This is a genomic window from Streptomyces sp., assembly GCF_031181705.1.
Taxonomy (GTDB): domain Bacteria; phylum Actinomycetota; class Actinomycetes; order Streptomycetales; family Streptomycetaceae; genus Streptomyces.
On the sequence record NZ_JAPSKN010000075.1, the window covers coordinates 1 to 21228 of the forward strand.

Annotated in this window: 15 protein-coding genes; 7 read left to right on the forward strand and 8 right to left on the reverse strand. The window is 71.0% G+C overall.

Annotation, left to right across the window (positions count from 1 at the left end):
* The 4 genes from RIN80_RS16045 to RIN80_RS16060 form a co-directional block, all read left to right on the forward strand.
* A partial coding sequence (locus RIN80_RS16045) for an NAD-dependent epimerase/dehydratase family protein (RefSeq protein ID WP_309096278.1) occupies nt 1–812 on the forward strand: 812 nt, incomplete at its 5' end.
* 96 nt (nt 813–908) lie between these two features.
* A complete protein-coding gene (locus RIN80_RS16050) occupies nt 909–2168 on the forward strand; it encodes a sensor histidine kinase (RefSeq protein ID WP_309096279.1) in 1260 nt (419 codons plus the stop codon).
* Nucleotides 2159–2815 carry a response regulator transcription factor gene (locus tag RIN80_RS16055; protein WP_309096280.1) on the forward strand — a complete coding sequence of 219 codons (657 nt, stop codon included), beginning with the start codon at nt 2159–2161 and terminating at the stop codon, nt 2813–2815. Before RIN80_RS16050 ends, RIN80_RS16055 begins: the two co-directional genes overlap by 10 nt.
* A gap of 203 nt (nt 2816–3018) precedes the next feature.
* Nucleotides 3019–4551 carry a DUF1996 domain-containing protein gene (locus tag RIN80_RS16060; RefSeq protein WP_309096281.1) on the forward strand — a complete coding sequence of 511 codons (1533 nt, stop codon included), beginning with the start codon at nt 3019–3021 and terminating at the stop codon, nt 4549–4551.
* Between the two features lie 73 nt (nt 4552–4624).
* Here RIN80_RS16060 and RIN80_RS16065 read toward each other — a convergent pair whose 3' ends face one another.
* Complete coding sequence (locus tag RIN80_RS16065) at nt 4625–5056, reverse strand: hypothetical protein (protein ID WP_309096282.1); 432 nt, start codon at nt 5054–5056, stop codon at nt 4625–4627.
* Between the two features lie 146 nt (nt 5057–5202).
* On the opposite strand from RIN80_RS16065, the gene RIN80_RS16070 reads away from it, so the two are divergent.
* From RIN80_RS16070 to RIN80_RS16080, 3 genes are all read left to right on the forward strand, one after another.
* Nucleotides 5203–5730 carry a tetratricopeptide repeat protein gene (locus tag RIN80_RS16070; RefSeq protein WP_309096283.1) on the forward strand — a complete coding sequence of 176 codons (528 nt, stop codon included), beginning with the start codon at nt 5203–5205 and terminating at the stop codon, nt 5728–5730.
* Between the two features lie 49 nt (nt 5731–5779).
* Nucleotides 5780–7702 (forward strand): hypothetical protein, encoded by a 1923-nt coding sequence (locus RIN80_RS16075; RefSeq protein WP_309096284.1) that lies wholly within the window; start codon nt 5780–5782, stop codon nt 7700–7702.
* Nucleotides 7703–7795: 93 nt separating this feature from the next.
* Nucleotides 7796–8485 (forward strand): TetR/AcrR family transcriptional regulator, encoded by a 690-nt coding sequence (locus RIN80_RS16080; RefSeq protein ID WP_309096285.1) that lies wholly within the window; start codon nt 7796–7798, stop codon nt 8483–8485.
* Between the two features lie 6 nt (nt 8486–8491).
* Here RIN80_RS16080 and RIN80_RS16085 read toward each other — a convergent pair whose 3' ends face one another.
* From RIN80_RS16085 to RIN80_RS16115, 7 genes are all read right to left on the reverse strand, one after another.
* Nucleotides 8492–8848, reverse strand: a complete 357-nt coding sequence (locus tag RIN80_RS16085) for a 5-carboxymethyl-2-hydroxymuconate Delta-isomerase (RefSeq protein ID WP_309096286.1) — start codon at nt 8846–8848, stop codon at nt 8492–8494.
* Between the two features lie 84 nt (nt 8849–8932).
* Entirely contained in the window at nt 8933–14326 is a 5394-nt protein-coding gene (pulA, locus tag RIN80_RS16090) for a pullulanase-type alpha-1,6-glucosidase (protein ID WP_309096287.1), read from the reverse strand.
* A gap of 184 nt (nt 14327–14510) precedes the next feature.
* Nucleotides 14511–15884, reverse strand: a complete 1374-nt coding sequence (locus tag RIN80_RS16095) for an alpha-amylase family protein (protein ID WP_309096288.1) — start codon at nt 15882–15884, stop codon at nt 14511–14513.
* A gap of 119 nt (nt 15885–16003) precedes the next feature.
* Complete coding sequence (locus tag RIN80_RS16100) at nt 16004–17728, reverse strand: glycoside hydrolase family 13 protein (protein ID WP_375141712.1); 1725 nt, start codon at nt 17726–17728, stop codon at nt 16004–16006.
* A gap of 111 nt (nt 17729–17839) precedes the next feature.
* On the reverse strand, nt 17840–18748 hold the full coding sequence (locus tag RIN80_RS16105; protein ID WP_309096289.1) for a carbohydrate ABC transporter permease: 909 nt from the start codon (nt 18746–18748) through the stop codon (nt 17840–17842).
* Nucleotides 18749–18762: 14 nt separating this feature from the next.
* Nucleotides 18763–19767, reverse strand: a complete 1005-nt coding sequence (locus RIN80_RS16110; RefSeq protein WP_309096290.1) for a sugar ABC transporter permease — start codon at nt 19765–19767, stop codon at nt 18763–18765.
* Nucleotides 19768–19884: 117 nt separating this feature from the next.
* Nucleotides 19885–21153 carry an extracellular solute-binding protein gene (locus tag RIN80_RS16115; protein WP_309096291.1) on the reverse strand — a complete coding sequence of 423 codons (1269 nt, stop codon included), beginning with the start codon at nt 21151–21153 and terminating at the stop codon, nt 19885–19887.
* Nucleotides 21154–21228: the final 75 nt, after the last annotated feature.

Here is a 21228-nt window from a genome sequence, read left to right on the forward strand (position 1 = left end):
TCGTCGACACCTGGTCGGCGGCGCCCCGGGCCGTACGGGACACGGCGCGGCTGCTGCGGGACCGCGCCGGCCGGTACGTGTACGTGTCGAGCTGCTCGGTGTACGCCTGGGCACCGCCCGCCGGGTACGGCGAGGACGCGCCCCTGGTGGAGGGAGCCTCGGCGCAGGCCGGACCGACCGACTACGCCCGGGACAAGCGGGGCGGCGAGCTGGCCGCCCTGGACGCCTTCGGCGCTCACCGGTCGGTGCTCGTCCGGGCCGGGCTGATCCTCGGCCCGTACGAGAACGTCGGCCGCCTCCCCTGGTGGCTGAACCGGATGGCCCGCGGCGGCCCCGTCCTGGCGCCCGGGCCGCCGGAGCTGCCCCTGCAGTACGTCGACGTCCGGGATCTGGCCGAGTGGATCCTCGGCGCGGCGGAGCAGGGGCTGAGCGGACCGTACAACCTGATCGGGCCGCAGGGGCACGCCACGATGCACACCCTCCTCGACGCCTGCGCGCGGGTCACCGGTGGTGCGGCCGAACTCCGGTGGACCGAGCCCGGGGTGATCCTGGAGGCGGGCATCGAACCGTGGGTCCAGCTGCCGGTGTGGGTACCGCCGGGCAGCGACCTGCACGACGCCCTGCACAGCGCCGACGTCTCCCGGGCGCGCGCGACCGGTCTGCGCTGCCGGCCCGTCGAGGAGACCGTGGCCGACACCTGGAGCTGGCTGCGCGCCCTCGACGGGGCCGCGCCGCAGCGGCCGGACCGGACGGCGAAGGGGCTGGATCCGCAGGTGGAGGCGAAGGTGCTCGCGGCCGGCGCGGGCTCCTGAGCCGCCGGCCGCCCCCCGGCGGTGTAGGTAGCACCACCCCCGGGCCGGGTGCCGGGCCCCGTGACCGCGCACGCCCGCTCGACCAGACTGAACGCCATGACCATCGACACGAAGAACAGCGGGCTGCGGACGGCGGGGCGGGGCGTGGGACTCGCCGCGGTGCGAGGGCTGGCCCTGGCCCTGATCTCCCTGCCGGGGGCGGTGCTGTGCTTCTGCCTGTCCGCGGTCTCGATCGGGCTCATCCCCATCGGGGTCGGGCTCGTCACGACGCCGTACGTGCTGACGGGGGTGCGGGCCTTCGCCGACTGGCGGCGGGTGCTCGCCGCCGAGTGGGGCGGGGTGCGGATCCCCCCGGCGTACCGGCCGCTGCCCAGGGACGCCAACCCCTGGACCCGCACGTTCGGGATGCTGCGCGACCCGGCGACCTGGCGGGACCTGAGGTGGCTGCCGGTCGACATGACCGCGGGGTTCACCACCGCGCTGCTGTCGGCCGCGCTGCTGATCTGGCCGCTGGAGGGGTTCGCACTCGCCCTCGGGCTGTGGCGGGTCTTCCCCGACGGGTACTGGTACGGCTTCGTGCCGGTGACGGGCCAGGCGTCGGCGCTGGGTGCCGCCGCCCTCGCCCTGGTCGTCCTGTTCTTCGCCCACTTCTTCACCCCGCGCCTGCTGGACGCCCACTTCCGGCTCACCCGGGCGATGCTCGGCAGCGACCAGGAGCAGCTGGCCGAGCGGGTGCGGGTGCTGACCGAGACGCGGCGGGACGCGGTCGACGCCTCGGCGGCCGAACTGCGGCGCATCGAGCGGGACCTGCACGACGGGGCACAGGCCCGGCTGGTCGCCGTCGGCATGGACCTGGGCACCGTCGAGGCGCTCCTGGACAAGGACCCGGCCCAGGCCAAGGAGCTGATCGCGCAGGCCCGCAAGTCCTCGGTGGAGGCCCTGACCGAGCTGCGCGAGCTGGTGCACGGCATCCACCCGCCGGTGCTCGCCGAGCGCGGTCTCGGCGACGCCGTGCGGGCGCTGGCGCTGCGGCTGCCGGTGCCCACCGAGGTGAGCGTGGACCTGCCGGGGCGTGCCGAGGCGCCCGTGGAGTCCGCCGCGTACTTCGCGGTGAGCGAGGTGCTCGCCAACGCCGTGAAGCACTCGGGCGCGGACCGGATCTGGGTCGACCTGCACCGGACGGACGGCATGCTGCGGGCGACCGTGACGGACAACGGCAAGGGGGGCGCGGTGATCGGGACCGGTTCGGGCCTGGCCGGGGTCGAGCGGCGGCTCGGTACATTCGACGGCGTCCTGGCCGTCAGCAGCCCCGCGGGCGGCCCCACCATGGTCACCATGGAGATCCCTTGCGCGTAGTCCTCGCCGAAGACCTCTTCCTGCTGCGCGACGGACTCGTCCGGCTGCTGCAGGCGCACGGCTTCGAGATCGCGGCGGCCGTCGAGTCCGGGCCCGAACTGGCCGCCGCCCTGGCCGAGCTGGACCCGGATATCGCCGTGGTGGACGTGCGTCTGCCGCCCACGCACACCGACGAGGGCCTGCAGTGCGCGCTCGACGCCCGCCGTGAGCGGCCCGGCCTGCCGGTGCTGGTGCTCTCCCAGCACGTGGAGCAGTTGTACGCGCGTGAGCTGCTCGCCGACGGCAGCGGTGCCGTCGGCTATCTGCTGAAGGACCGGGTGTTCGACGCCGAGCAGTTCGTGGACGCCGTACGGCGGGTGGCGGCCGGTGGTACGGCGATGGATCCGCAGGTCATCCAGCAGTTGCTGGCGCGGCAGTCGGGTGGTGGCGACCGGCCGCTGACGCGGCTGACGCCGAGGGAGCTGGAGGTGCTGGAGCTGATGGCGCAGGGCCGGTCCAACGCGGCGATCGCCGGGAAGCTGGTCGTGACGGAACGGGCGATCGCCAAGCACACCGCGAACATCTTCGCCAAACTGGGCCTTGAGGTCTCGGACGACGACAACCGGCGCGTGCTGGCGGTTCTCGCGTATCTCGACCACGGCCGGTGAAACCGGACCTGCTCATTCACCGACGGTGCGGGATCGGCAACTCCCGGTACTCCAGGGGCTGTTGAGCACACAGAGTCCACACGAATCTCGCATCAATTCCCGGGACCTCTGAACACCCGTGGGACGGCCTCCGTATGGAAGGGAGCCGCTTCACTCCTGTCGGGCGCCTCGATGCCCCCGAAAAAGGAAGTCAGAGGAGTTCCATGGGACGCAACACAAGAAAACGCCGTACGCCGCTGGCCACCAAGGCCATTGCCGCATCGGCGGCCCTAGCGCTCGGTGGGGGCGGGCTGATCTGGGCAAACTTCTACGCCTCGGCGCACGAGGAGAACCCGGCGAACCAGACGAAGGCCGCGGGAGCACAGATCGCCACGATCCAGTGCCCGGACGTCGGTCAGAAACTGACCAAGGTGCCCAAGCGTGCCCGGCGGGGGGTGGACCGGGAGCTGGCGAACCTCGACAAGCAGATCAGCGAGGCGTACTCGCGGCTCGCCTCCACGCGCCAGGCCCAGGCCGGCGACCCCGGCTTCGTCAACAACGCCATCCTCGGCCCGCTGAAGTCGAAGCGCACCGCGGCCCTCGACCGGATCGGCATCAACATCCGGCGGGTGGGCGGCAAGGCGCCCAACCTCGGCAGGTTCGCCGGGTGCAAGGGCATGGCCGCGAACCCGAACACCAACGACGGCAACGCCGGAGGCGGCCAGAACGACGGAGGCCAGAACAACGGCGGCCAGGACCAGGGCCAGAACAACGGCGGTCAGGGCAACGGCGGTCAGGGCAACGGCCAGGGCGGCAACGGCGGTCAGGCCGGCAACGGCCCGGCGGCGGCGGACTTCATCAACATCGAGGACGTCCAGCCGAACTCCCGCAACCTGCCCAACGGCCTCGCCGCGAACGGCGAGGGCGGTTCCACGGGCTCGTTCACCACGAACTGCGGCACCAACGAGAACGAGAACCGCAACTCCGACAACGTGATCGTGGCGCCCGGTGTGTCGAACGGCGCGCAGCACCAGCACGACTACGTCGGCAACCAGAGCAACAACGCCTTCGCGAGCGACGAGGACCTGGCCAACGCCCAGACCACCTGCCAGAACCAGGGCGACAAGTCCTCGTACTTCTGGCCGGTCCTGCGCATCCAGGACGGCTCGCAGGACATCGACCAGGGTCAGCCCGGCGGTGGCCAGGACGGCAACGTCGGCAAGATCGTCGAGCCGGCCGAGGCGCAGCTGAAGTTCGTCGGCAACCGCACCAGCGACGTCGTCGCGATGCCGAAGGCCCTGCGCATCATCACCGGTGACGCCAAGTCCTTCACCAACGGCCTGAACAACGCCAACACCTCCTGGAGCTGCACCGGCTTCGAGGACCGGCAGGTGACGGACAAGTACCCGATCTGCCCCCAGGGCAGCTCCGTGGTGCGCACGTCCAACTTCCAGAGCTGCTGGGACGGCCAGAACATCGACAGCGCCAACCACCGCACCCACGTGGACTTCGTGGAGGCGGACGGCACCTGCTCGAACGGCTTCCAGGCCATCCCCCAGCTCCAGGTCCGCCTGGTCTACGACGTGCAGGCGCCGCAGATCGACAACGGGCAGGTGCAGAACGCCTTCGCGGTGGACTCCTTCCCGGAGCAGCTGCACAAGCCGATCACCGACCACAACGACTTCATCAACTTCTTCGACGAGGACCTGATGAACGAGATGGTCCGGTGCATCAACAGCGGCGAGGACTGCCAGTAGTCCGGACCCGGTGAAAAGCCGGCGGTGGGAATCCCCACCGCCGGCTTCCGCTTGCCCGGAACCCGCCTCGCGGTCAGCCGTGGTGGCCGCCGCGGTTGTGGCTGCCGCCGGGGTTCATGTGCTCGGAGCCCTCTTCCATGGTCCCGCCGAGCGTGCCCTGGAGCGCCAGGACGGTCTTCTCCTGGCCGACGGCGACCCACTTGCGGCCGACGAGGTAGTAGCCGCCGTAATCCTTGGCGCCGTTGAGCCATTCGCGCTGGCCGCGGTCGGTGGCGAAGGTGGCGAGGACGTACTTCTCCTTGCCCTTCTCGCAGATGGCCTGACGGATGGTGTCGGCGTCGGTCTGCATGTTCGGCTCGCACTCGGCCTCTGCCGCGATGTGCTCCAGGCTGCCGGTCACCGCCTCCGGCACGGCCGCCTTGTGCTCGCCGCCGGATCCGCAGCCGGCCAGCGCCAGCATCGCCACCGCGCCGCTCAGCGCGAGCATCGGTCGGGTCACCCTCATCTGTTCCTCCGGTCCTTGTCACGGCACGTCCGGACGCATGCCGCACGGAGCCCTGGCACGAGGCTCTCCCCTTCGATACGGCCGCGGGGCGCGGACTGCTCAAAATCCCGCTGCCCCGATGGGCACCGGCGTGCGAGGGTGGGCCGGTGAACCAGGACTGGGAAGACCGCGTGGCCGCCCTGTGGGACCGTTTCGACGACTACGCCGAGACCGAGCAGGACGCGGCCCGCTTCCGCGCCGACGTCGACGCCCTGGTGGCCGAACTGCCCGGGGACAGCCCGCTGGGCCCCTTCGAGCGGGCCTGCGCCTGGGACTCGACCGGCCACTCGGACCGGGCGGTCCCGCTGTACCGGGAGGCGCTGGCCCGGGGTCTGGCCGACGTCAGCGGCTACAAGACCCGCCGGACGAAGATCCAGCTGGCCAGCTCGCTGCGGAACATCGGACAGGCCCAGGAGGGCGTCGAGCTGCTCGAAGCCGAACTCGACGCCCCCTCCGACGAACTGGACGACGCCGTGCGCGCCTGTCTCGCCCTGTGCCTGTCCAGCCTCGGCCGCGACCGCGAGGCCCTGTCGCTGGCCCTGGGCGCCCTCGCCCCGCACCTGCCGCGCTACCAGCGGTCGATGGCGAACTACGCCCGGCTGCTGGTCGAGCCCGAGGGAGCGCCCGGGGCCTGACAGCTCCGCGGTCAGGTGACCATCCACCGATTCGCTCGTTCTGCTGAACGTGCAGTCACAGGATGTCGCCCAGCGCCCCGCAGCCTCTTCCCCGGCCGGCCCGGTCGTCGACGTCGAGCAGGCCGAGGCCGCCCTCGTCGAGCACTATCCACGGCTGGTCCGGCTGGCCTACCTGGTGCTGCCGCCCGGCCTGGGCCGCAGCCGGCGCGTCCTGACCGCACACGCCCTCACCCAGCGGGCACTCCCCCGCAGCCGCACCCCGGCGCCCGTGATCCCGGCCCAGTCCACCGGCCGGGACGGCGACCCGGGCTACGCCCTGGTCCGGCTCCAGGTGCTGCGTACGGCGCTGGAGGCCGGAGTGCCGCTGCGGCTCAGGGCCTGGCCCAAGCGGTCCCAGCTGCCGCCGCTGCTGCCGCAGGTGTGGGGGCTGAAGCTCTTCCCGCGCTCCGGCGGCGCCGACGAACTCGCGCTGGACCAGCGGCTGTCCACGCTGTCGGGCCCGGCCCGGGCCGCGTACGCGCTGCGCGGCCTGGAGCGGCTGACGGACGACGGCGCGCGCAAGGTGCTCGCGGCCGCGGGCGTCGCCGATCCGGAGGGTGCTCTGCTGGAGGCCGGCGGCGTCCCCGAGCAGTTCGGCCTGCTCGACTCCCCCGAGTTCGACCCCTGCTCGCTGCAGGCCCGCCCCACCGACCTGATGCGGCGCCGCCAGCACCTGAAGGCCGCGCTGGCCGCCGGTGCGGCCCTGCTGGTGTGCGGGGCGCTGCTCGGACTGCCCGGCGAGGGCTGGGGCCCGGACGGCGCCGCCGCACCTCCGTACGCGCGGAACCCGGCCGCCCAGGCCGCCCTCGACCCGGCGAAGCTCACCCGGGTCCCCGCCGCCGCGTGGCGTGTCTCGGCGCGCACCGACTTCTCCGTCTGGCCCGCCCGGGGCGACCTCACCGGCGACGACGCCCTGCTGCGCCGCGCCCTCGCGGTGTGGGCCCGGCCCGGGGAGACGGTCCAGGTCTCCGCGACGCCCGGCACCCCCTCCGGCGGCCCGGCCGGACCGCCCCAGCTGCTGTACGCGGGGACGGTCGACGCCGCCCACGTGGTGATCCTCTACGACGGGCTGCGCATCGCCCGGTACGCCGAGCCGAAGGACGGCACGCAGGGGGCCGCCCTCGACTTCGCCCGGGTCGACGGGGCCTCCCGGGCCGAGGCCGGCGCGGTGGTCCTCGGCCGGGCCGACGGGAACGTCCGCTACCTGACCGCCCCCTGGGTCGAGAAGGCGGCCGAGCGGGATCTGCTGAAGCCGGGTTCGGGCGCGATGGACCTGGCGCTCGACGACGGGGTGACCGCCCCGCTGGCCAGCCCGGCCCTGCGCTCCGGCCCGTGCACCTCGTGGAACGTGCTGCAGGTGACCGACGGCACCAGGACCCGGCTGCTGACGGACCTCGGCGAACTGGTCCCGGCCCGGCTCACCACCGGCCGGCCCGGCTCCCCGGGCGAGGTGTCCGGCGCCAAGGCGCTGCGCACCTGGCAGCCGTTCGCCTGCTCGCTGGGCACGGTCCGCTCGGCGGGGGTGCGCAGCGTCAACGCCTGGGCGTTCAACGAGCAGCCGCTGCCCGACGCGAGCGGCTCGGCTGCGTGGGTGTGCACGCGGGCGGAGACCTGGCGGGGCGGCGGGGCGCGGGTGCTGGCCCAGTTCCACACGCCGGGCGGGGCGTACGGGGCGGTGGCGGCGAAGGCCGAGAACGTCCCGGCGTGCGGGGCGCGGGATCCGCACGTGCTGGCCGGGGTGCTGTGGAAGGCGAAGGCGGGCGACTGGTACCTGCTGGCGGCCGGCAGCCGGCGGACCGCCTCGATCCGGGCGACCGGCGGGGTCGACGGGTCGGCGCCGGGCAGTCTGCTGACCGTGCCGGCCGAGCAGGGCGCGCAGGCGGAGCTGAAGGGCACGCTGGAGGACGGGCGTTCGGTCGGCGGGCTGCGCTGACGCGCGGTTCCGGCGACGGCCCGGCGGCCCTGGGCGGACCTCGGCGATCGCTCCGGACCGTTCGCGGCCGGAATCGATCGGTAAGGTGTTCGTATGACTACCGGGGTTCGCCGCAGAATGGGAGTCGAGGAGCGGCGGCAGCAGTTGATCGGCGTCGCCCTCGAACTGTTCAGCCGCCGCTCGCCCGACGAGGTCTCGATCGACGAGATAGCGTCGGCCGCGGGCATCTCACGCCCGTTGGTCTACCACTACTTCCCCGGCAAACTCAGCCTGTACGAGGCCGCGTTGCAGCGGGCCTCGGACGATCTGGCGGCCCGGTTCGTGGAGCCGCACGAGGGCCCGCTGGGGGCCCGGCTGCTGCGCGTGATGCGCCGCTACTTCGACTTCGTGGACGAGCACGGGCCCGGTTTCTCCGCCCTGATGCGCGGCGGCCCGGCGGTCGGGTCCTCGACGACCAACGCGCTCATCGACTCCGTACGGCAGGCCGCGTATGTCCAGATCCTTTCGCACCTGGGCGTGAGTGATCCGCCCGCGCGGCTGGAACTGGTCGTGCGGTCCTGGATCTCGCTCGCCGAGTCGACGGCGCTGATCTGGCTGGACGGCCGGCGCATCCCGCGCGAGGAGCTGGAGCCCCAGCTCGTCAACGACTTCGCCGCGCTCGCCGCCGTCAGCGCCGCCTATGACGAGGAGATGGCCGCCCTGCTGCGCCGCATCGTCAAGGACGAGCCGGCCGACGGCCCGTTCGCGGACCTGGCCGGCCGGCTGCTGGCCCTGGCGACCTGAGGCCGCTCAGCTCTCGGACTTGGCGTACGAGGGGTCCAGGTCGCGGACCTCGGCGGAGGCGTGCAGCGCGACGCCCGCGGCGGGCTTCAGATACGTCCGCAGCAGCTCCAGCGCGGCCTGCGTGAGCCGGGCCTTGGTCTCGTCGGTGCGGCCGGCGAGCAGCGCGATGTGGACGTGCACATGGGCGTGCCCCTCGGCGTCGGGGCCGACCACGATGTCCTCGGTCCGGCGGAACCGGGTCTTGCAGGCCGGCGGCTTGGCGGCGGCGATCCCGACCGTGGCCTCGTGCAGCGCCTTCGCGAAACCGGGCCGGTCGAAGTCGTCCGCGAGGTCGGCGGAATAGTCGACGGTGATCTGCGGCATCGGCACTCCTGTTCCGGGTCGGTGGGCTCACCCTAGCCGCAGACGGGGCGGACCGCCGGTGGCGGTCCGCCCCGTCCGGGTGCGTTACCCCGCGGTCCGGGTGAAGACCGCGACCGTGCGCGCCGGAACGGTGAACGTCCCGGACTGCTCCGCGTACGCGGAGGACTTCACGGTGGCGTCGGCGCCGGCCGCCTGCACGGGGTGCAGCCGGTAGCCGGTTCCGGCCAGGTCGGGGACGCGCTGCTCCTGCCGCTGGGGCGTGGCGTTGAAGACGACGACGAGGTCACCGAGCCGCATGGTGATCACGCCGGGCGTCTCGTCCGTGCCGGACAGCGGGAAGGACAGCCGGGACTGCACCCGCTCGGCCGTGCCGAGGGAGAAGTCCGGCTCGGCGGCGCGGATCCGCAGCAGGTCGCGGTAGGCCGCCGAGGCGCCCTCGATCTGCTCGCAGCCCACCTTCACCGTGCTCAGCAGGGGCTTGGCGTAGGGCCACTTGCCGGCGTTGTCGGCCGCCATCGGCAGTCCGCGGCCGAAGCCGTTGCCGTCCCGGCAGTCCCAGTGGATCGCGTTGAACCAGTCGCCGCTGTCGTAGGAGTTGCGGTCGAGGGACTTGGAGCGCAGCAGGTCGGTGCCCGCCTGGGAGAGGGCCGGGCCCTGCGAGAGGGTGGCCGTCGCCATGGCGAGGACCTGCATCCGGGCCCGGTCGGAGGCGCTCACCGAAGCGGGCAGCTTGAAGGCGAGCGCGTCGAACAGGGACTCGTTGTCGTGCGCGTCGGCGTAGGCGAGGGCGTCGCCGGGCGCGTCGGCGTAACCGGCGGGGGCGCCGTTGTAGTCGACCTCGGAGCCCTTGACCCGCTTGCCGCTGGTGTCGGTGAAGGCGAAGGCGCTCAGGTTGCCGCTCAGGCCCACCTTGATGAGGTCCTGGTAGTGCAGCAGCCTGGCCTTCTGCTCGGCCGGGGTGCCGTTGGCCTTGGCGGAGTTGGGCTCGGTGTACAGGCCGGACGCGAAGCCCTGCACGCCGGGGTCCTCGTCGAAGGGGCCGCCGCCGCGCACGGCGTCGCGGGCCCGGTCGGAGAAGGTGGCGATGCCGGTGCCGGCCATGTTCTTCTGCGTGGCCTGGACGAACCGGGCGTCGTCGGCGACCTCGCCGAAGTTCCAGCCCTCGCCGTACAGGATGATCTTCTTGCCGTCGACGCCGTCCTTGTCGAGGGTCAGCGCGTCGAGGGCCTTCCTGACGGCCAGGATGTTGGCCTTCGGGTGGTGGCCCATGAGGTCGAAGCGGAAGCCGTCGACCTTGTACTGCTTGGCCCAGGTGACGACCGAGTCGACGACCAGCTTGCCCATCATGGCGTTCTCGGTGGCGGTGTTGGCGCAGCAGGTGCTGTTGGCGACCGAGCCGTCGGCGAGCAGGCGCTGGTAGTAGCCGGGCACGATCCGGTCGAGGACGCTCGTCCGTTCCTGGCCGCTCGCCGCGGTGTGGTTGTAGACGACGTCCATGACGACCCGCAGGCCGTCGTCGTTGAGGGCCTTCACCATCCTGCGGAACTCGACCGTGCGGGCCGTGCCGTCCGGGTCGGTGGCGTAGGAGCCCTCGGGGACCGTGTAGTGGTACGGGTCGTAGCCCCAGTTGTAGGCGTCCTCGGCGGCGATCTTCCCGACGCACTCCTGCTGCTTGTCGGAGTCGGCCGGGTAGGAGGCGAGGTCGCAGTCGGTCCGCGCCTGGTCGGCCCCGCGCTCCGGGATGGTGGCGATGTCGAAGGCGGGCAGCAGGTGCACGTGGGAGGTGCCCGCCTTCGCCAGCTCGCGCAGGTGCCTGCTGCCGTCGCTCGCCTTGTCGGTGAAGGCGAGGTAGGTGCCGGGGTGCTTCGCCGTGCGGTCCTCGACGGAGAAGTCCCGGACGTGCAGCTCCTGGATCTGGGCGTCCCGCAGCGGCACGGCCTTCGGCTTGGTGTACGTCGACCAGCCGGCCGGCTTGAGGTCCCTGTCGTCCAGGTCGACGACGAGGCTCCGCTCGGAGTCGGTGGTCAGGGCGAGGGCGTAGGGGTCGGTGACCTTGTTGGTGACGACCTGGCGGACGCTGGGCGCCCAGACCCGTACGACGTAGCGGTAGGGCTTGTTCTTCCAGGACGCCGGGCCGGTGACGGACCAGACGCCGGTGGTGGAGTCGCGGCGCATGGCGACGGTCCTGCCGTCCAGTTCCAGGGCCACGGACTGCGCGGTCGGCGCCCAGAGGGACAGGGTGGGGCGGCCCTTGGCGAACGTCGGTCCCAGGTCGGCCTCGGTGGCGTCGTAGAGGTCGTCCAGGACGCCGGCGATCTGCACGCCAGTGGCCGCGAGCACGGCCCCGTTGGCCGCGTGCCGGGTGGCGACGACCTGGCCGCGCAGGGCCTCGCGGACCCGGTCGCGGTCACGCGGGTCGACGGTCCAGGCGTCGTACTCCCTCAGGTGCGGGAACTTCGCCTTCTGGGCGTCGGTCAGCTCGCCCTTCGACAGGCGCAGCCACTTCGCCTCGCCGGTCAGGGCGCCGTCCTCGACCTTGATCGAGCCGTCGCGGGAGTACTGCAGCTGGGCGGAGGCGGCGGTGTCGGAGCCGTTCCAGGCGAGGGTGTTCCGGTCGATCCAGACCGCCTGGGAGGTGCTCAGGTCGAGGGCGGCGGCAGAGCCCGCGGGCTGCGGGAGCAGGTACTTCTCCTGGCCGCTCACCAGCCACACCTCGTGGCCGTCGGCCTTGAGGTCGAGCGACCGGTCGGTGGGCAGGTCCTTCTCGTCGCCCTTGTGGATGATGTAGCTGAGGCTGGTGGCACCCTCGGTGAGCGGCACCTCGAAGACTGCGCCATAGGCATCAGTGTCGACCGGCCTGAGGGGGTTGGACCAGTCGGTGGGGTCGGCGGCGCCGGTCCAGACGTGCAGACCCCAGCCGTCGTAGTTCCCGTCGGCCCGGTGGTAGTGCAGGACGGCCTTGCTCCTGTCGGGCGCCGGGTAGTCGGGGCGCTCGGTGGTGACGGTCTCCTTGCCCTGCTCGATCCAGATCTCGCCGGTCTTGGTGACGTCGATCGTGCGGTCGGTGGCGACGTCCTTGGTGCCGTCCTTGTCGATGACGAGGAAGCCGACGTTCGAGGCGCCGGGCTTGAGCTTGACCCAGGCGAAGGCGCCGTAGGCGTCCCGGCCGGTGAAGGGGTGGCTGTCGGGCCACTCGGTGGCCTCGCCCTCGGCGAGGTCCCCCCAGGCGTACAGGCCCCAGTCGGCGTAGTCGCCGTCCGCGCGCTTGTAGTGGACGATCGCGTAGTCGCGGGAGGACGCCCCGGGCGGCTCCGCGACGGGCGGGGTGCCGGTGGTGGAGGCGGCCAGGGCGCTCGCGGTGCGGCCGGCCGAGTCGACCACGACGGCCTTGTAGCGCAGGGCGGTGCCCGGGGCGACGTCCTTGCCGACGGTGTGCGTGACCTTGTACGGGGCGTGGTCGGCGGAGCCGAGGACCCGCCACCTGCCGTTGCCGGTCTGGGCGGCGAAGACGACCCGGTTCAGCTGCCCGCCCTCGACGTCCGCGGAGAGCTCCACGGTGCCGGTGGCGCCGGCCGCGGGGGCCTTGAGGGTGAGGGACGGCTCGGTGGCGGGCTTCGCGAGCCTGCCCGCCGCTTTGAGGACGATCGCCGAGCCGGCCGGGACGGTCACGGTGAGCTTCTTGTCGCCGTCGCTCCTCGCGGAGGCGTCGGTGCCGTAGAGGCCCCGGAAGGTCATGCCGGCCGAGCCGGTCGCGAAGGTCGCGGTCCTCGCGTCGGCGGCGTTGTTGAACGCGACGACGTACTCGGTGCCGGTCTTCGCGTCCGTGCGGGAGAAGGCGTAGACGCCCGGCCCGTCGGCCGCGTAGCGCTGCTGCTGGACGCCGTCCGTGAGGGCCGGGTGGGCCTTGCGGAGCTGGGCGAGAGCGCTGATCTGCCGGTAGAGCGGTGCTCTGGTGTCGTAGGCGTCCTCGGCGTGGGTGGCGTCGGTGCCGATGCGGTCGTCGTCGAGGTAGTCGGCGGTGCGCGAGGCGAACATGGTCTGCCGGGCGTCCTTGTCGCCGCCCGGGCCGGCGAAGCCCTGCTCGTCGCCGTAGTAGACGACCGGGTTGCCCCGGCTGAGGAACATCAGCTCGTTGGCGAGCTTGTCCTTGGCGAGGATCTCGGCGTCGGTGGCCTCGGGATTGTCCTGCTTGAGGAACGACCCGATGCGGCCCATGTCGTGGTTGCCGAGGAAGGTGACCTGCTCGTACGCGTTGGCCTTGCCGGTCGTGTACTTGTAGTCGTCGCCGAAGACACCCGCGAGCTTCTGCGCACTGCCGCCCTGGGAGGCGTACTGTCGGGCCGCCTCCTGGAAGGGGAAGTCGAGGGTGGCGTCGAGCCGGCCCTCGGTGACGTAGGGGGCGGTGACGTCCGTGTCGGCCGAGTAGACCTCGCCGAACATGAAGAAGTCGTCCCGGCCGCGCTTGGCCGCGTACGCGTCGAGGGCGGTGGCCCACTGCGTCCAGAACTCCATGTTGACGTGCTTCACGGTGTCGATCCGGAAGCCGTCGATGTCGAAGTCCCGCACCCAGCGCTGGTAGATCCTCTCCATACCGCTGACGACCTCGGGCCGCTCGGTCCACAGGTCGTCGAGCCCGGAGAAGTCGCCGTGGGTGGAGCTCTCACCGGCGAAGGTGGAGTCGCCGCGGTTGTGGTACATCGTCGGGTCGTTGAGCCACGACGGCACCTTGTTCTGCTGGGTGACCACGGGGGTGCGCGGGAAGGAGTCCCGGCCGACCTCCGGGAAGCCCCGCCGCCCGTCGGCGTAGTCGGCGTCGTCGAAGGGCACGCCGTCCTTCGTCAGGTACGGGAAGGCGCCCTTGGAGAGGTAGCCGTAGGACTTCTCCTCGTAGTCGACGACGTCCGCCGTGTGGTTGGTGATGACGTCGAAGAAGACCTTCATGCCCTTGTCGTGGGCCTTGTCGATGAGGGTTTCGAGGTCCTCGTTGGTGCCGAAGTGCGGGTCGACCTGGGTGAAGTCGGTGATCCAGTAGCCGTGGTAGCCCGCGGAGGCGTTCGCCCCCGTGCCCTGCACGGGCTGGTTCTTGAAGAGGGGGGCCATCCACAGGGCGGTGGTGCCCAGGCCCTTGATGTAGTCGAGCCTCTTGGTCAGGCCCTTGAGGTCGCCACCCTGGTAGAAGCCCTTGTCGGTGGGGTCGTAGCCGGTCGTCAGACGCGAACCGGTCAGACCGCCCTTGTCGTTGCGCGCGTCGCCGTTGGCGAAACGGTCCGGCAGGACGAAGTAGAACTGCTCACGGGTGGCGTCGTGGCGGGCGGGCTCGGCGGCCAGCCGGGCGTCGGACGGAGGCGCCGGCGGGGTGGCCGCCCCGGCGGCGAGCGGCTGGACGAGTGTGGCGGCCAGCGCGGCGGCGGTGACCGCGGCGACCCGTCCGGCACGGGCGGTACGGCGCCTGGACGGCACCGGCCATCTCGGTATCACAGATGGGCTCCTAGCGATTGCGGCTCTCTCGGGTCCGACCCCGCGCGACCGTATCGCCGCCGAAACCCTTACAGCAAGAGTCTTGAAACCGTTGGAAAGAACTTTCAACCAGGTGTGCTGGTCTGGAACAGCGGCCCCGGCCGCCCCAGGGGGTGACGGGCGGGGCCGCGCGCGGTGTCCGGCCTCAGCAGGCGGGCCTGCCCGCGTGGATCGCCAGAGCCGTGTTCGAACCGAGCGTGGCCGTGAACTGCCCGGCCGAATTCACCGTCACCGGCGTGTTGTTCTGCACGTTGCAGTACGTGCCCGCCGGCAGCGAGGTCTGGTACGTCCGGGTCAGGGAGCCCGACTCGTGGTTGATGGCCACGAAGCCCTTGCCGCCCCGGCCGAAGGCGATGGCGTCGCCGCCGTTGTCCCACCAGTTGGTGACGGCCTGGCCGCGCGTGGCGTTGCGGAAGGCGACCATGGACTTGATCTCCGGCCAGTTGTGCTGGCACTTCCAGCCGTCCTGCCAGCAGGCGTTCACCTGGCCGCCGTTCGGCGGGCCGGCGTCGTGGTCGGTGAACTCGTAGCCGGAGTTGATGTCCGGGGCGCCGTAGGGCCAGGCCAGCATGAAGACGTTGGCGAGGGTGTAGGTGGCCCCGTCCTTGTAGCTGAGGGTCGAGCCGTTGCGCTCGGTGTCGTGGTTGTCGACGAAGACGCCCGAGACGCCGCTGTTCAGGTAGCCCCAGCCCTCGCCGTAGTTCTTCAGGTAGGCGAGGTTCTCGTTGGTGAAGACCCGCTTGAGGTCGTAGGCGTAGCGGAACTCCTGGACGTCTCCGTTGCCCGTGTACTCGGTGGGCTGGACGGCCTCGCCGGCGCCGAAGATGACCTCCTGCTTCCAGTACACCGACGGGTTGCTCAGCCGGGACTTGATGTTCGCGAGGTCGGCGGCCGGCATGTGCTTGGCCGCGTCGACGCGGAAGCCGTCCACGCCGAGGGAGAGCAGGTCGTTCATGTACCCGGCGATGGCCCTGCGGACGTAGTCCTCGCCGGTGTCGAGGTCGGCGAGGCCGACCAGCTCGCAGTTCTGGACGTTCGCGCGGTCCTGGTAGTTGGTGATCTGCGAGGTGCAGTTGTCGAAGTCGTACGAGGAGTACAGGCCGGGGTAGTTGTACTTGGTGTAGGACGAGCCGCCGGTGCCGGTGCCGCTGCCCGCCGACATGTGGTTGATGACGGTGTCGACGACGACCTTCACACCGGCCGCGTGGCAGGTGTTCACCATGTTCTGGAAGGCCGCGCGGTCGCCCAGCCGGCCGGCGATCTTGTAGCTGACCGGCTGGTACGAGGTCCACCACTGCGGGCCCTGTATGTGCTCGGCAGGTGGGGAGACCTGCACGTAGCCGTAGCCGGCGGGGCCGAGGGTGGTGGTGCACTCCCGGGCGACGGAGGCGAACTTCCACTCGAAGAGGACGGCGGTGACGTCCTTGGTGCCCGGTGGGGAGGCCTGGGCACTAGTCGGGTGCATGACAACCGCAGCCGCGGCGAGCGCGACGGCGGCGGAGAGGTGTCTGTGTGCCATGTGGGGTTTCCTTCTTCGTTGAAGGCTCTTGCTGCAAGGTTCAGAAACCTTGCGGTGACGCAGATGGTAAAGGCCCGCCGCCCGAAAGGGCAGCGGGCCGTACCAAATTCAGAGGAAAATCAGGCAGTCGTCGCGGTGGTCCACCACACCGTGGTGTCGGCGGGCACCTTCGCCTCGTCGTCGACCTGCACGATCTCCCCGCTCGCGACCAGCACCCGGCCGTACGCCGGCATCGCCACCGACTCCCCGGTGGTGTTGGCGACGCACACGAACTCCCCGCGCCGGAAGGCCAGTACCCCCTCGGGCGCCCGCAGCCACTCCACGGACGTGCCGGCTCCGAGGTCGGGCTGCTCCCGGCGCACGGCGAGCGCGGCCCGGTACAGCTCCAGCGTCGAGCCGGGCACCCCGCTCTGCGCCTCGACGCTCAGCTCGCCCCACTCCTCCGGCTGCGGCAGCCAGCTGCCCCCGTCGCCGAAGCCGTACGACGAGCCGGTCCTGGTCCACGGGATCGGCACCCGGCAGCCGTCCCGGAAGCCGTCCTGGCCCGCGCCCCGGAAGTACGCCGGGTCCTGGCGCACCTCGTCGGGCAGGTCGACGACGTCGGGCAGGCCGAGTTCCTCCCCCTGGTAGATGTAGGCCGAGCCGGGCAGCGCCAGCATCAGCAGGCTCGCGGCCCGGGCCCTGCGCAGCCCCAGGTCCCGGTCGCCGGCCAGGCGGATCTGGGTGCCGAGGCCGGGCGGGTTGGCGAAGCGGGTGGCGTGCCGGGTGACGTCGTGGTTGGACAGCACCCAGGTGGCCGGGGCGCCGACCGGGCGCATGGCCTCCAGGGTGCGGTCGATGACCTCGCGCATCTCGGCCGCGTCCCAGTGGGTGCTCAGGTACTGGAAGTTGAAGGCCTGGTGCAGCTCGTCGGGACGGACGTAGTTCGCGGTGCGCTCGATGGTCGGGGTCCAGGCCTCCGCCACGAAGATCCTCTCCCCCGCGTACTCGTCGAGGATCAGCCGCCACTGGCGGTAGATCTCGTGCACGCCGTCCTGGTCGAAGAACGGCATGACATCGTTGCCCAGGAGCTTCACCTGGTCGTGGGATCCAAGGTCGGGCAACCCGTCCGCCTTCACCAGCCCATGCGCGACGTCGATGCGGAAGCCGTCGACGCCCATGTCGAGCCAGAACCGCAGGATGGAGCGGAACTCGTCGCCGACGGCCGGGTGGTTCCAGTTGAAGTCGGGCTGCTCCGGGGCGAAGAGGTGCAGGTACCACTCGCCGGGCGTGCCGTCGGGCTCGGTGACCCGGGTCCAGGCCGGGCCGCCGAAGATGGACTCCCAGTCGTTGGGCGGCAGTTCGCCGTTCTCGCCCTTGCCGGGGCGGAAGTGGTAGCGATCCCGCAGCGGCGATCCCGGCCCTTCGGCGACGGCCCGCTTGAACCACTCGTGCTGGTCCGAGGAGTGGTTGGGCACCAGGTCGACGATGATGCGCAGACCCAGCCGGTGGGCGTCGCTGATCAGCGCGTCGGCGTCCAGGAGGTTGCCGAACATGGGGTCGACAGCCCGGTAGTCGGCGACGTCGTATCCGGCGTCGGCCTGCGGCGAGGCGTAGAAGGGGCTGAGCCACACGGCGTCCACGCCGAGGTCGCGCAGGTACGGCAGACGGGTGCGGACACCCTCCAGGTCGCCCATGCCGTCGCCGTTGCTGTCGGCGAAGCTGCGCGGGTACACCTGGTAGATCACCGCGTCCCGCCACCAGTCGCGGCGCTTGGCGACGGCCACGGTGGAGCCGGAGGTGGGGGCAGGTGCAGCTGAGTGCTGGCTCATGTCGTCCTTGATGCGTAACTGGGGTGCGGTCATGTGGGACGTGTGGGGTGACGAGGCGGCCGCGGTACAGCGGGGTCGGATGGGCACCGCGGCCGCCTCGGGCTTGTGACATGCCGTTCGGCAGCGCCCCGAAGGGCGCGGGGGTCACCCCTTGGTGCCGCCGGCGGTGAGGCCGGTCACCAGGTTCTTCTGCACGAGGTAGAAGAAGAGGGCGGCCGGTATCGCGATCAGCACGGCAGTCGCGGCCATCAGGTTGCGCTGCGCGTCGTGCTCGCTGACGAACGTCTGCAGACCGACGGCGAAGGTGTACTTGTCGTCGCTCAGCATGAACGTCGAGGCGAACGCGACCTCGCCGAAGGCCGTGAGGAAGCTGTAGAACGCCGCGACCGCGAGTCCCGGCTTGGCGAGCGGCAGGATGAGCCGCGCGAACGTGCCGAAGGGGGTCAGCCCGTCGACGCGCCCGGCCTCGTCGATCTCGAACGGGATGGTGTCGAAATAGCCCTTCATCAGCCAGGCGCAGTACGGCACGATGGTGGTGCAGTTGACAAGGATGAGACCAAGGTAGCTGTCGATGAGCTGCAGATCCGAGAGGATCTGGTACATCGGCACGATCAGTACCGCGATGGGGAACATCTGGGTGACGAGCAGCACCCACATCAACTTCCGGTAGCCCGGGAACCGCATGCGGGAGACCGCGTAGCCGGTGGACGCGGCGACGACGACGCCGATGAGCGTCGTGCCCAGCACCACCACCAGCGTGCTCTTCAGCCAGTCGAAGAAGCTGGTGTCCTGCAGGACGAACGCGTAGTTGTCGAACGTCATCTTGCCCCAGATGCGCCCGGGGTGCAGATAGTCGTCCTTGTCCGGTCCGAGGGACAGGAAGAACAGCCAGGCGACCGGGAAGAGCGCGGTCAGGCTCGCGACGATCAGCACGGCGTGCGAGGCGAGGGAGGCCGCGCGGCTCTGCTCGCCGCGCCGGCGCGTCCGGCCCGGGGCCTTCGCGGGGCGCCGCTCGGCCGACGGGGCGGGGGTCTCGACGGTGGTCGTACTCATTTCGGACTCCTGCCTCAGATCGCGAGCTGCTGGTCGTTGCGGTTCAGCCAGCGGCGGTAGAAGGAGGTGAAGACGATCAGGATGGACAGCAGCAGGATCCCGTAGGCGGCGGACTGGGCGTAGTCGCGCGGCTGCTGCCCGAAGCCCAGCTGGTAGGCCCAGGTCACGAGGATCTGCGCGTCGGGGGCGGTGTTGCCGAACAGCAGGAAGATGATGGCGAACTGGTTGAACGTCCAGATGACGCCGAGCAGGACGACCGTGGTGCTGACCGAGCGCAGGCCGGGCAGGGTGACGTAGCGGAAGCGCTGCCAGGCGCTCGCGCCGTCCATCTCCGAGGCCTCGTACAGGCTCGCGTCGATCGACTGCAGGCCGCCGAGGAGCGAGACCATCATGAACGGCACGCCGCACCAGGTGTTGACCATGATCGCGGAGAACCGCTGCCAGAAGGTGTCCTCCAGCCACGACGGCGTCGGCAGGTGCAGGAACTCCAGGCCGCTGTTGATGATGCCGCCGTCGGCGAGCATGAACCGCCAGCCGAAGACGGTGACGAAGGTCGGCACCGCCCAGGGCAGCACCAGGATCATGCGGTACAGGGTGCGGCCGCGCAGCTTCTGGTTGAGCAGCAGGGCGAGGCCGAGTCCGATGCCGTAGTGCAGGGTGACGCAGGCCGCGGTCCAGAAGATCGTCCACAGGAAGTGCGACCAGAAGCGGTCGTAGGACGTCGGGCCCCACAGGATGTCGGCGTAGTTGTCCAGGCCGATGAACTTGTAGGTGGCGTCGATCTCGTTGACGCCGATCGTGCGGGCGGTGTTCAGGCTGGTGGCGTCGGTGAGGGTGAGGTACAGGCCGTATCCCAGCGGGTACAGCACGAGGACGCCGAGGACGATCGCCACCGGGGCGACCATCGCGTAGGCGTACCAGTGCTTGTTCAGGCCGTTCCTCAGCCGCTGCACCGGTCCGGGCCGTGGTTCCCGCTCACCGCGCCGCTTGCCGGTCGCTCGGTCGATGGCGACTGTCATGGTTCGACACCTTCTGGATGTTCAAGGAGGTCAAGGAGGGCTGCCCGGGTCAGGCGCGGGCCGGTGGCCGCCGGATCCCCTCCCCCTTGACCGGGGGACCCGGCGGCCACGCGGCGGTCACTTGCTGTAGTCGGGCACCAGCTTGGCGATGGCGGTCTCGGCGTTGCCGAGGCCCTTGTCCAGGGACTCCTTGCCGCTCGCGATCTTCAGCAGCTCGTCGTCGAGCGGGGTCCACAGGGAGCTGTACTCGGGCAGGGCCGGGCGCGGCTGGGCCGCGGGCAGCACACTCTGGAAGCCGGCGATGCCCGGGTCGGCCTTGACCTTCGCGGTGTAGGCGTCCTCGCGCGTGGGCAGCGTGGAGTTCTTCAGCGCGATGGTCTCCTGGGCCTTGGCCGAGGTCATGAACTTGACGAACTTCAGCGAGGCCTCCTGGTGGGCCTTGTCCGAGCCCGCGTACACCGAGAGGTTGTGGCCGCCGGTCGGGGCGCCCGCCTTGCCGGTGGAGCCGGCCGGGACGGTGGCGATGCCGAGGTTGTTCTTGTCCTTGAAGGCCGAGCCCTTGTAGAAGTTCGTGATCTCCCACGGGCCCTGGATGATCGAGGCGACCTTGCCGCTGACGAACGCCTCCTGGATGTGGGCGTAGGCGTCGGCGGTGGTGTCGGCCTTGTGCAGGCCCTTGCCCTTGAACAGACCCTGCCAGGTGCCGTAGGCCTTCTTGGCCTCGGGCGAGGTGACGGTGATCTTCTTGGCGTCCACGTCGACGGTGTCGGTGCCCTCGCCGTAGAGGAAGGACTGGGCGTAGTAGGCCTGGGTGGAGCCCCAGTAACCGTCGACGCCGGTCTTGTCCTTGATGGTGGCGGCGGCCTTCTTCAGGTCGTCCCAGGTCCTGGGCGCCTCGACGCCGGCCTTGGCGAACAGTTCCTTGTTGTAGACGAGGGCGAGGGTGTCCGTGGTGAACGGGACGCCGTAGGTCTTGCCCTCGTACGTGGCCTGCTCGATCAGGCTGGGCTGGAACTTGTCCTGCTCGGCGAGGGCCTCGGTGCCGTCCAGCGGCGCGAAGAAGCCCTTCTTGGCGAAGGCGGGGGTCCAGCCGACCTCGGAGCGCAGCACGTCGGGGGCGCCCTTGGAACCGGCGGCGGTGTCGAACTTGTTCTGCGCCTGGTCGAAGGGGACGTTGACGTACTTGACCTTGATGTCCTTGTTGGCGGCCTCGAACTCCTTGACCAGGGCCTGGTACGTCGGCGCCTCGTTGGTCGCGTTGGAGGTGTCCCACCAGGTGATGGTGACCGGACCGCCGGCCTCGTCGCCGCTGCCGCTTCCGCCGCAGGCCGTCGCCGCCAGGGCGAGGGACGCCACCAGCGCGGTGGCCGCTATGCCACGCCGCATGAGTTCTCCTTGAGGGTGAAGCCCGTTGTGCTGCCGACTGCGCCGTTGGCCGCCGGGCGTCGGTGACATTAACCT